The sequence below is a fragment of the Streptomyces sp. NPDC029122 genome (assembly GCF_055569445.1).
Window position 1 is genome coordinate 1 of record NZ_JBVHWK010000055.1, and the last position, 10,988, is coordinate 10,988.

10 protein-coding genes are annotated in these 10,988 nt (G+C 69.8%); 3 read left to right on the forward strand and 7 right to left on the reverse strand.

What is annotated here, in order from left to right; genetic code table 11:
* Positions 1–116 precede the first annotated feature (116 nt).
* The 5 genes from ACZ4WZ_RS33605 to ACZ4WZ_RS33625 form a co-directional block, all read right to left on the reverse strand.
* On the reverse strand, positions 117–1,250 hold the full coding sequence (locus ACZ4WZ_RS33605) for a DUF475 domain-containing protein (protein ID WP_467896868.1): 1,134 nt from the start codon (positions 1,248–1,250) through the stop codon (positions 117–119).
* 25 nt (positions 1,251–1,275) lie between these two features.
* Positions 1,276–1,851, reverse strand: coding sequence for a TerD family protein (locus ACZ4WZ_RS33610; protein WP_467896870.1), 576 nt, complete (start codon positions 1,849–1,851; stop codon positions 1,276–1,278).
* A 123-nt stretch (positions 1,852–1,974) separates the two neighbouring features.
* Complete coding sequence (locus tag ACZ4WZ_RS33615) at positions 1,975–2,550, reverse strand: TerD family protein (protein ID WP_249765901.1); 576 nt, start codon at positions 2,548–2,550, stop codon at positions 1,975–1,977.
* 142 nt (positions 2,551–2,692) lie between these two features.
* Positions 2,693–3,151 carry a peroxiredoxin gene (locus tag ACZ4WZ_RS33620; RefSeq protein ID WP_267036810.1) on the reverse strand — a complete coding sequence of 153 codons (459 nt, stop codon included), beginning with the start codon at positions 3,149–3,151 and terminating at the stop codon, positions 2,693–2,695.
* 198 nt (positions 3,152–3,349) lie between these two features.
* Positions 3,350–3,775 carry a DUF3052 domain-containing protein gene (locus tag ACZ4WZ_RS33625; RefSeq protein WP_467896873.1) on the reverse strand — a complete coding sequence of 142 codons (426 nt, stop codon included), beginning with the start codon at positions 3,773–3,775 and terminating at the stop codon, positions 3,350–3,352.
* A 438-nt stretch (positions 3,776–4,213) separates the two neighbouring features.
* Between ACZ4WZ_RS33625 and aceE the strand changes: the two genes are divergently transcribed.
* Positions 4,214–6,946, forward strand: coding sequence for a pyruvate dehydrogenase (acetyl-transferring), homodimeric type (gene aceE, locus ACZ4WZ_RS33630; RefSeq protein ID WP_467896875.1), 2,733 nt, complete (start codon positions 4,214–4,216; stop codon positions 6,944–6,946).
* A 155-nt stretch (positions 6,947–7,101) separates the two neighbouring features.
* Positions 7,102–7,905: a potassium channel family protein gene (locus ACZ4WZ_RS33635; protein WP_467896877.1), complete on the forward strand. Its 804-nt coding sequence runs from the start codon at positions 7,102–7,104 to the stop codon at positions 7,903–7,905.
* Here the strand turns inward: ACZ4WZ_RS33635 and ACZ4WZ_RS33640 are convergent.
* Together ACZ4WZ_RS33640 and ACZ4WZ_RS33645 are read right to left on the reverse strand one after the other, a co-directional pair.
* A complete protein-coding gene (locus ACZ4WZ_RS33640) occupies positions 7,886–8,266 on the reverse strand; it encodes a peptidase inhibitor family I36 protein (RefSeq protein WP_467896879.1) in 381 nt (126 codons plus the stop codon). The two genes, ACZ4WZ_RS33635 and ACZ4WZ_RS33640, sit on opposite strands and share 20 nt — an antisense overlap.
* Positions 8,267–8,465: 199 nt before the next feature.
* Positions 8,466–10,061 carry an MFS transporter gene (locus ACZ4WZ_RS33645; RefSeq protein ID WP_467896881.1) on the reverse strand — a complete coding sequence of 532 codons (1,596 nt, stop codon included), beginning with the start codon at positions 10,059–10,061 and terminating at the stop codon, positions 8,466–8,468.
* Between the two features lie 172 nt (positions 10,062–10,233).
* Here ACZ4WZ_RS33645 and ACZ4WZ_RS33650 point away from each other — a divergent pair.
* Positions 10,234–10,988: TetR/AcrR family transcriptional regulator (locus ACZ4WZ_RS33650; protein WP_467896883.1), on the forward strand; the 755-nt coding region annotated here is incomplete at its 3' end.

Sequence of the window (10,988 nt, forward strand, 5' to 3'; positions counted from 1 at the left end):
TCTCCCCCCCCTCTTTGTTGTGTGGTCCGGCCCTCCCCCCCCCCCCCCCCCCCCCCCCCCCCCCCCCCCCCCCCCCCCCCCGTCGTTACTGGAAGCGTTCCGCAATCAGCGCCGGGTCACACCCCGGCGCCGACCTCCGCGGCGCTGTCGCCGCCCTCGGCCGCCAGCCGCTTGTTGCGGCGCACGGAGGACCAGAAGGACCAGGCGATGAGCAGGACGCCGACGAGGCCGGTGATGACCTCGTGGATCTCGTACTGGATGGTGACGAGCAGGATCACGGCGAGGGCGCCGATCGCGTAGTGCGCGCCGTGCTCCAGGTAGACGTAGTCGTCGAGGGTGCCCTGGCGGACCAGGTAGACCGTGAGCGACCGGACGTACATGGCACCGATGCCGAGGCCGAGGGCCATGATCACGATGTCGTTGGTGATGGCGAAGGCGCCGATGACGCCGTCGAAGGAGAAGGAGGCGTCGAGGACCTCGAGGTAGAGGAACATGAAGAACGCGGCCTTGCCGGCCATGGCGACGGCCGAGACGGGCTTGCCGCTCTTCTTGGCCGCTTCCTCCGCCTCGTGCTCGGCCTCCTCCTCTTCCTCGAGCTTGTTCTCGAAGTAGCCGGAGAGACCGCCGACGACCATGTACGTGACCAGGCCGAGGATCCCGGAGATCAGGACGGTCTGCGCCTTGTCCACATGAGTGCCGCCGTGCTGGTGGGCGTTGGCGGCGAAGGTCATCGAGGTGATGGCCAGGACGATCAGCGCGATGCACGCGGACAGCATGTCGATCTTGCCGAGCTTGGCGAGCGGGCGCTCGATCCAGGCGAGCCACTTGATGTCACGGTCCTCGAAGATGAAGTCGAGGAAGATCATCAGCAGGAACATGCCGCCGAAGGCGGCGATGGACGGGTGGGCGTCCGTGACCAGCTGCTTGTACATGTCCTTGTCGGTCATCGCCAGATCGACGGCCTCGATGGGGCCGATCTTGGCGCTGATCGCCACGATGACCACGGGAAAGACCAGGCGCATGCCGAACACGGCGATGAGGACACCGATGGTGAGGAAGATCTTCTGCCAGAAGGCATTCATCTTCTTCAGGATTCCGGCGTTGACCACCGCGTTGTCGAAAGACAGCGAGATCTCGAGGATCGACAGGATCGCCACGATCCCAAAAGCGGTCCACCCCCCGTAGAACACCGCTGCGACCAGACCGAGCGCAGTGACTGCGAACGACCAGCCGAAGGTTTTGAGAACCACTGGCACCCCATCGTGTTGTACGGCTTTACGAAACGTTGACCCCGAAGTCTAGAGCGATGCCCCGCAGCCCCGACGCGTACCCCTGCCCTACCGCGCGGAACTTCCATTCTCCGCCGTAACGGTAGACCTCGCCGAAGATCATCGCCGTCTCGCTGGAGGCGTCCTCGGTCAGGTCGTAGCGGGCCAGTTCCTGGTCGTCGGCCATGTTCACCACGCGGATGAAGGCGTTGCTCACCTGACCGAAGCTCTGGCGGCGGGCATCCGCCTCGTGGATCGAGACCGGGAAGACGATCTTGTCGACCTGGGCGGGCACCTTCGTGAGGTCGATGATGATCGACTCGTCGTCGCCGTCACCCTCGCCGGTGAGGTTGTCCCCGGTGTGTTCGACGGAGCCCTCGGGGCTCTTGAGGTTGTTGTAGAAGACGAAGTACGCGTCCCCCAGCACCCGGCCGCTGTTGCACAGCAGTGCGCTGGCGTCGAGGTCGAAGTCCGCCCCCGTGGTCGAGCGCGCGTCCCATCCGAGACCGATCAGAACCCGGGTGAGGTTCGGTGCGGCCTTGGACAGGGAGACGTTGCCCCCCTTGGCGAGTGTGACGCCCATGATGTGGTCCTCCCCGTGCGACGTGGTGGTGGCCGAGCCACCCGCTCATGGTGGCAAAGCCGGTCCGGCGCCGTACACAGAGGTGCACGGCGCCGGACGGACGAACTTGCTCTCGATTTCGGCTCAGACGTTGACGCCGAAGTCCTGCGCGATGCCGCGCAGGCCCGAGGCGTAGCCCTGGCCGATGGCGCGGAACTTCCACTCGGCGCCGTTGCGGTACAGCTCGCCGAAGACCATGGCGGTCTCGGTCGAGGCGTCCTCGGAGAGGTCGTAGCGGGCGAGCTCGGTGTTGTCGGCCTGGTTCACCACGCGGATGTAGGCGTTGCGGACCTGGCCGAAGCTCTGCTGGCGGCTCTCGGCCTCGTAGATCGAGACGGGGAAGACGATCTTGGCGACATCGGCCGGGACGCCGGCGAGGTTGACCTTGATGGCCTCGTCGTCGCCCTCGCCCTCACCGGTGGTGTTGTCACCGGTGTGCTCGACGGACCCGTCCGGGCTCTTCAGGTTGTTGAAGAACACGAAGTTCGAGTCGTTGGCGACCTTGCCCTGGTCGTTGGTCAGGATCGCGCTGGCGTCGAGGTCGAAGTCGACACCGGTGGTGGTGCGAGCGTCCCAGCCCAGACCGACGATGACCGCCGTCAGGTTAGGCGCGGCCTTGGTCAGCGAGACGTTGCCGCCCTTGCTGAGGCTGACTCCCACGGGTCCTCCATTGGTATGTGTGTGGGGCGGGGCCCCGTCGTGCGTTCTACCGGATCAACGTTCCGATCCTAGTGACGGGTTCCCGCCCGCAGGCGGTTTTCGTACGGAACCGGCCGCCGGGCCGGTTCCGGCGCGGGAGCCGTCAGAGGCTGTCGAGGGCCTTGATGTACTCGTTCAGGTCACGCGCGTCGGGCAGCCCGTTGACGACGGTCCAGCGCACGATGCCGTCCTTGTCGATGACGAAGGTGCCGCGGACCGCGCACCCCTTGTCCTCGTCGAAGACGCCGTAGGCGCGGGAGGTCTCGCCGTGCGGCCAGAAGTCGGACAGCAGCGGGTAGTCCAGGCCCTCCTGCTCCGCGAAGACGCGCAGGGTGGGGACCGAGTCGTTGGAGACGGCGAGCAGCTGCACGTCGTCGTTCTGGAAACGGGGCAGCTGGTCGCGCAGCTCGCACAGCTCGCCCGTGCAGACGCCGGTGAAGGCGAAGGGGTAGAAGAGCAGCACCACGGCCTTCTCGCCGCGGAAGTCGGAGAGCCGCACGGTGGCGCCGTGGTTGTCCTTGAGCTCGAAGTCCGGGGCCTTGTGTCCGACCTCGATCGCCATCTCTCGCATCCCTTCGTATTCCTGCGTGCCCGCACGGGGCCGTTCGGGTGAGGCCCAGCCTACGGCCCGTCGCCGCGGACCACGCCGGACCGGCGCGCCGGAGGCGCCGCGCACGACGCGCCGGAACGCGCACACCCCGCCGGCCGGGGTGGTCCCGGTCGGCGGGGTGTGCTCTTCCGCTTGGCTGCGGGGCGCAGATCAGCGCTTGGCCTTGGCGGCCTTCGGCGTCACCAGCTTGGTGGAGGTCCACTCCTTGCCGACGGGCCCGCCCTTGGCAAGCGAGAGGCCTGCCGTCTCGGCGGCCTCGCTGATGTCGCTGGCCTCGACGTAGCCGTCACGGCCCGTCTTGGGGGTCAGCAGCAGGATCAGTGCGCCGTCCTCGACCAGCTCGGTCGCGTCGACCAGGGCATCCGTCAGATCGCCGTCCTCGTCGCGGAACCACAACAGCACCGCGTCGGCGACGTCGTCGTAGTCCTCGTCGGCGAGCTCGCTGACGAGGCTCTCGACGGCGTCACGGAATTCCTGATCGACGTCCTCGTCGTAGCCGATCTCCTGGACCACCTGTTCGGACTGGAAACCCAGCCGGGTGGCCAGGCTCTCCGCGTGGTCCGCGGTCGCGCTCACGGGGTGCCTCCTGCTCATGTTCGGTGAATGTCTTTCGGCGGCGCGCGTACGCGCAGCATTGGGCGTAGTCCACACGGGCGCGGCGGATCGCGCAAGTACCCGGCCGCCGAGACCGTCGAAACGGTGACGATTGCGGCCGTCTCGCCGCAACTTTCAGGCTTCCCCGGTGGACCACCGGTGATTCATCCCACACCATTCCAGCTCATTCGGCACCGCATGTGGACTTTCCTCTCTGTTTGAGGGACGAACGTCCTTGCGAAGCCGATGATCGGCCTGGGCGTATGGTTGCGATTTGGCCCGGCTCCGGCCTGGGCCCGCCGGGCCGCTCCTTCGCCGCTCCAGGTGTTACCCAGTGGTAGAGGTGAAGATTTCGGCCGGGCGTAAGACCATGGGAGGCGGCGACCCAAGGCACGACTCCCCCGACAGCGAAGGAACAGCGTGGCTTCCGCATCCGATCGCAACCCGATCATCATTGGCGGCCTTCCGAGCCAGGTCCCGGACTTCGATCCGGAGGAGACGCAGGAGTGGCTCGACTCCCTGGACGCCGCCGTCGACGAGCGGGGCCGCGAGCGCGCCCGCTACCTGATGCTGCGGCTGATCGAGCGGGCCCGTGAGAAGCGCGTGGCCGTGCCGGAGATGCGCAGCACGGACTACGTCAACACCATCGCCACCAAGGACGAGCCGTTCTTCCCCGGCAACGAGGAGATCGAGCGCAAGGTCCTCAACGCCACCCGCTGGAACGCCGCGGTCATGGTCTCGCGCGCCCAGCGCCCCGGGATCGGCGTCGGCGGCCACATCGCCACCTTCGCCTCCTCAGCCTCCCTCTACGACGTGGGCTTCAACCACTTCTTCCGGGGCAAGGACGAGGGCGACGGCGGCGACCAGATCTTCTTCCAGGGCCACGCCTCCCCGGGCATCTACGCCCGCGCCTACCTCCTGGACCGGCTCTCCGAGCAGCAGCTCGACGCGTTCCGGCAGGAGAAGTCGAAGGCTCCGTACGGCCTGTCCAGCTACCCGCACCCGCGGCTGATGCCGGACTTCTGGGAGTTCCCGACCGTCTCGATGGGCCTCGGCCCGCTCGGGGCGATCTACCAGGCCCGGATGAACCGGTACATGGAGGCGCGCGGGATCGCGGACACCTCCAAGTCCCACGTTTGGGCGTACCTCGGCGACGGCGAGATGGACGAGCCGGAGTCGCTGGGCCAGTTGTCGATCGCGGCCCGTGAGGGTCTCGACAACCTGACCTTCGTCGTCAACTGCAACCTCCAGCGCCTCGACGGCCCGGTGCGCGGCAACGGGAAGATCATCCAGGAGCTGGAGTCGATCTTCCGCGGTGCCGGCTGGAACGTCATCAAGCTGATCTGGGACCGCTCCTGGGACCCGCTGCTGGCGCAGGACCGCGACGGCATCCTGGTCAACAAGATGAACTCCACTCCCGACGGGCAGTTCCAGACGTACGCCACCGAGTCGGGCGCGTACATCCGCGAGCACTTCTTCGGCGGGGACCAGCGGCTGCGCGCGATGGTCGAGAACATGACCGACCAGCAGATCCAGCACCTGGGCCGCGGCGGCCACGACCACAAGAAGGTGTACGCCGCGTACGCGGCGGCCAAGGCCCACAAGGGGCAGCCGACGGTGATCCTGGCGCAGACGGTCAAGGGCTGGACGCTCGGCCCGAACTTCGAGGGCCGCAACGCCACGCACCAGATGAAGAAGCTGACGGTCGACGACCTCAAGCGCTTCCGCGACCGCCTGCACATCCCGATCACGGACGCCCAGCTGGAGAGCGGCGCCCCGCCGTACTACCACCCGGGCCGCAATTCGCCCGAGATCCAGTACATGCACGACCAGCGCAGCGCGCTGGGCGGCTACGTGCCGACCCGGGTGGTGCGCGCCAAGCCGCTGCAGCTGCCGGACGAGAAGACGTACGCGGCGGCCAAGAAGGGCTCGGGGCAGCAGTCGATCGCCACCACGATGGCCTTCGTCCGCATCCTGAAGGACCTGATGCGGGACAAGGAGATCGGCAAGCGCTTCGTGCTGATCGCGCCCGACGAGTACCGCACCTTCGGCATGGACGCCTTCTTCCCGAGCGCCAAGATCTACAACCCGCTGGGCCAGCAGTACGAGGCGGTCGACCGCGACCTGCTCCTCGCGTACAAGGAGTCCCCGACCGGCCAGATGCTGCACGACGGCATCTCGGAGGCGGGCTGCACGGCCTCGCTGATCGCGGCGGGCTCCGCGTACGCGACGCACGGCGAGCCGCTGATCCCGGTCTACGTCTTCTACTCGATGTTCGGTTTCCAGCGCACCGGTGACCAGTTCTGGCAGATGGCCGACCAGTTGGCGCGCGGTTTCGTCCTCGGCGCGACCGCCGGCCGGACCACCCTGACGGGTGAGGGCCTCCAGCACGCCGACGGCCACTCCCTGCTGCTGGCGTCGACGAACCCGGGCTGCGTCGCGTACGACCCGGCCTACGGGTACGAGATCGCGCACATCGTCAAGGACGGTCTGCGGCGGATGTACGGGCCCGACGCCGAGGACGTCTTCTACTACCTGACGGTCTACAACGAGCCGATCCAGCACCCGGCCGAGCCGGCGGACGTCGACGTGGACGGCATCCTCAAGGGCCTCCACCGGGTGTCGCAGGGCACCTCGGGCGCCGTCGGCGCGCAGATCATGGCCTCGGGCGTGGCGGTGCCGTGGGCGCTGGAGGCCCAGCGGATCCTGGCGGCCGAGTGGAACGTACGGGCGGACGTCTGGTCGGCGACCTCCTGGAACGAGCTGCGCCGCGACGCCGTCGAGGTGGAGGAGCACAACCTGCTCCACCCGGAGGAGGAGCAGCGCGTCCCGTACGTGACGCGGAAGCTGTCGGGCGCGGAGGGGCCGTTCGTGGCGGTCTCGGACTGGATGCGCGCGGTGCCGGACCAGATCGCGCGCTGGGTGCCGGGGACGTACACCTCGCTGGGCGCGGACGGCTTCGGCTTCGCCGACACGCGCGGCGCGGCGCGGCGCTTCTTCCACATCGACGCCCAGTCGGTGGTGCTGGCGACGCTCACCGAGCTGGCCCGTGAGGGCAAGGTCGACCGCTCGGTGCTGAAGCAGGCCGTCGACCGGTACCAGCTGCTGGACGTGGCGGCCGCGGACCCGGGCGCCGCCGGCGGCGACGCCTGACGCCGATGTCTGCGGCGGGCCGCCGAACCGGGGCCCGCCGGGTGAGCCCCGTCCGGATGCCGGGCGGGGCTCACCCGTACCGGCGTCCGGACCGGGCCGCTCCCCGCCCCGGATCCGGCGGGCACCCGCGCCGGGCCGTTCCCTACGATGCTGCGATGAAGGAAACCTCCCGCCAGCTGCTGTGGGAGCGGCGGAGCCAGACCCCGCTGCTCGTCCTCGCCGTGGCCTTCGCCGTGGCCTACGCCGTGCCGATCGTCGCCCCCGACGCGGAGCCGTCCGTGCACCGGGCGTGCGCGTACGCGGAGTGGGTGGTCTGGGGCGCCTTCGCCGTCGACTACCTCGTGCGGCTGGGCCTCACGCGGGACCGGCGGCACTTCGTGCGTACGCACTGGCTGGACCTGGCCGCGGTGGTGCTGCCGCTGGTGCAGCCGCTGCGGCTGCTGCGGCTGGTGGCCACCTTGATGCTGGTGGGGCGGCGGGCGCGGATGGCCCCGCAGATCCGGCTGACCACGTACGTGGCCGGTTCCGTGGTGGGGCTGCTGATGTTCGGCTCGCTCGCGGTGCTGAGCGTGGAGCGGGACGCCCCCGACGGGAACATCAGGAACCTGGGCGACGCGGTGTGGTGGTCGTTCACCACGATGACCACGGTCGGCTACGGGGACCACTCCCCCACCACGGGTCTGGGCCGGGTGCTGGCGGTCGGGCTGATGCTGTCGGGGATCGCCCTGCTCGGTGTGGTGACCGCCAACATCGCCGCCTGGTTCATCGCCCGCTTCGAACGCGACGACCAGGTGGAGCGGCTCCAGCTGGCCGCGGTCCGGGAGCTCCAGGCGGAGGTACGCGCACTGCGCGCCGAGGTCGCGCTGCTGGGCGGCGACGGCCGGGGCGCGGTCCCCGCCCTGGCCGCCGTCGGGTCCGTCCGCGAGGAGCCGGCGGACGCTACCGTTCCCAGATCTTGAACGCCTTGATCTGGAAGGCGGACTGGGGCAGCCAGGTCCCGTCGCCCGGGTAGGTCTGGAACTCCCCGGTCTCGGCGCACTCGGCCGACTGGTAGGTGGTCACCGGGCGCCCGGTCCGGTTGATCAGGGACTGGTAGGCGGGCCCGGCGGGCAGGGCGGTGCAGCTGTTGATGTCGAGGGTGCTCAGGTCGTGGACCTGCTTGGTGCCCTTGAAGTCCGGTTTCGCCCACAGGCACAGCTGCCCGGTGGCGCAGGGCGGCCCGGCGGCGCGGGCGCCGGTGGCGGTGCCCGGGACGAGGGTGGCGGCGGCCAGCAGGACGGCGGCGAGGGTGGTGGATCGAGCGGTGCTCCACGTACGCATGACGGGGTCAACTCCTCCTTGACGGACGGGCCCCGGACCGTTTCCGGTGCTCCGTCGACACCACGCTGACCTGCGGAGACGGTGGTGCGGAAGGGGCTGCGGGCGGGTCCACCCTGATAGGCGACAGCCCCGCCGGAACCGTCCGGCGGGGCTGTGGCGGGCGCGGGGTTGACCTGCCCGTAACGCGGTCGCGGGCTGCTCAGATGTGGGCCGCGCCGCCCGCCCCGGCCTCGGCGTTCTGCCCGCGCTTGGTGAAGCAGGCCACGAGCGCGGCGAGGACGGCGACGATCCCGGCGCAGGTGAAGGCCGTGCTCATACCGGATACGAAGGTGTCGTGCGCGACGCCGGCGATGGTCCGCGCCACCGCCTCGGGGGTGCCGGGCGGGACCGGGGCGATGCCGACCTGGACCCCCTTCCCGGCCTGGTCGAGCTGTTCAGGGGTGAGCGGCGGCAGCCCGGCGCGCTGCCAGTTGTCCCCGAAAGTGTCACTGACCTTGGCCGCCATGACCGCTCCGAGGACGGCGGTGCCGAGGCTTCCGCCGACCTGCATGGCGGCCTGCTGGAGGCCGCCCGCGACACCGGACAGCTCGAGCGGCGCGTTGCCGACGATGACCTCGGTGGCGCCGACCATGACGGGCGCGAGGCCGAGGCCGAGGAGGGCGAACCAGAGCGACATGGTGAGCGTGCCGGTGTCCGGGGTGAGCCGGGCCATCCCGAAGCAGGCGGCGGCGGTGGCGGCCATGCCGGCGACGAGCGGGATCCGCGGGCCGGCCTTGGTGATGGCGGCGCCGGCCAGCGGCGAGCCGACGATCATCATGCCGGTGAGGGGCAGCAGGTGCAGGCCGCTGTCGACCGGGCTCATGCCGTGCACGTTCTGCAGGTAGAAGGTGACGAAGAACAGGCCGCCCATGAACGCGAAGGCCATCAGCACCATCAGGACGGTGCCGGCGGACAGCGGCAGCGAGCGGAACATGCCGAGCGGGATCAGCGGCTCGGAGACCTTGGCCTCCCAGACGGCGAAGAGCACGAAGCACAGGACGGAAGCGCCGAGGAAGAGCAGGGTCCTGGTGTCGCCCCAGCCCCGTTCGGGGGCCTTGATGAGCGCCCAGATCAGGGAGAACATCGCGGCCGACAGGAGCACGATGCCCGGCAGGTCGAAGGAGCGCGGGGCGTTCTCGGCGCGGTGGTCGAGCAGGATGAACAGGCCGAGGACCAGCGCGACGACACCGACCGGCACGTTGATGAAGAAGACGGACTGCCAGCTGACGTGCTCGACGAGCAGGCCGCCGACGATGGGGCCGGCGGCGGTCGAGGCGCCGATGACCATGCCCCAGATGCCAATGGCCATGTTGAGCTTCTCGGCGGGGAAGGTGGCGCGCAGCAGGCCGAGGGCGGCGGGCATCAGCAGGGCGCCGAAGAGGCCCTGCGCGACGCGGAAGCCGATGACGAGCCCGACGCCGGTGGACAGGCCGATGGCCGCCGAGGAGAGGGCGAAGCCGGCGATGCCGATGAGGAAGGTCTGGCGGTGTCCGAAGCGGTCGCCGAGCTTGCCGGCGGTGATCAGGGAGACCGCGAGGGCCAGCAGGTAACCGTTGGTGATCCACTGGACCTGGGCCAGGCTGGCGCCGAGGTCCTGCTGGATGGCGGGATTGGCGACGGCGACGATCGTGCCGTCGAGGGTGACCATCATGACCCCGACCGCAACGGCGAAGAGGGTCAGCCACGGGTGACCGCGCAGTCCGGCACGTGCCGGAGCCGGGTCTGGTTCCTTGGCGAGCGTGATCTGACTAGTCATGCGAGCAGGCTAATGACAGCGACTGACACTTCACAGACGGCTTAACGCGACAGCAGCTGTCAGGTCGGTCACAGGTACCCTGACCGCTTACTCAGCGTCAGATCAGCACGGCTCACCCATGAATCACGTCCACCCGTGAAGCCACGGCCGACCCGTGAACCACGCCCCACCCGTGAACAGAGAGGACCCCGCGGCGATGACCGACGAGCGGCCCGCCCCGGCGGCCGGACTGCGCGAGCGCAAGAAGCGGCGCACCCGGGACGCGCTGCTGCGCGCCGCCCTGCTCCTGTTCATCTCCCAGGGCTACGAGCGGACCACCGTCGACGAGATCACCGACGCCGTCGAGGTCTCCCAGCGCACCTTCTTCCGCTACTTCGCCAACAAGGAGGAGGTCGCGTTCGCGGTCCAGGACCTGGTCGAGTCCCACTTCGTCGCCGCGCTACGGGACCGGCCGGCCTCCGAGGCCCCGCTGGAGGCGATGCGCAACGCGGTGCTCGCCGCCTGGGACACCGTCGAGGAGGCCATCTCCGACGTGGTGCCCGTCGACCTCTACATGCGCGGCTACCAGCTGATCGAGTCCACTCCGGCCCTGCTCGCCGCGCACCTGCGGCGCTCCACGGAGCTGGAGGAGGAGATCGCCCGGCTGATCGCCGCCCGCGAGGGGCTCGACCTGGACGCGGACCCCCGGCCCCGGGTGGCGGTGGCCGCGTTCTGCGGGGTGCTGCGGGTCACCGGCCGGCTCTGGGGCCAGGGCGAGGACACCAGCGTGTCCGCGATCCGGCGGATGACCGGGGCCTACCTCGACCAGATCGGCCCCGCCCTGGCGGCGGACTGGGGGGGGGGGGGGGGGGGGGGGGGGGGGGGGGGGGGGGGGGGGGGGGGGGGGGGGGGGGGGGGGGGGGGGGGGGGGGGGGGGGGGGGGGGGGG

Bases quoted from the DNA above. Each gene is read 5' to 3' on its own strand.
- ACZ4WZ_RS33610 (WP_467896870.1), bottom strand. From the start codon at position 1,851: ATGGGCGTCACACTCGCCAAGGGGGGCAACGTCTCCCTGTCCAAGGCC.
- ACZ4WZ_RS33620 (WP_267036810.1), bottom strand. From the start codon at position 3,151: ATGGCGATCGAGGTCGGACACAAGGCCCCGGACTTCGAGCTCAAGGAC.
- ACZ4WZ_RS33635 (WP_467896877.1), top strand. From the start codon at position 7,102: ATGAAGGAAACCTCCCGCCAGCTGCTGTGGGAGCGGCGGAGCCAGACC.
- ACZ4WZ_RS33640 (WP_467896879.1), bottom strand. From the start codon at position 8,266: ATGCGTACGTGGAGCACCGCTCGATCCACCACCCTCGCCGCCGTCCTG.
- ACZ4WZ_RS33645 (WP_467896881.1), bottom strand. From the start codon at position 10,061: ATGACTAGTCAGATCACGCTCGCCAAGGAACCAGACCCGGCTCCGGCA.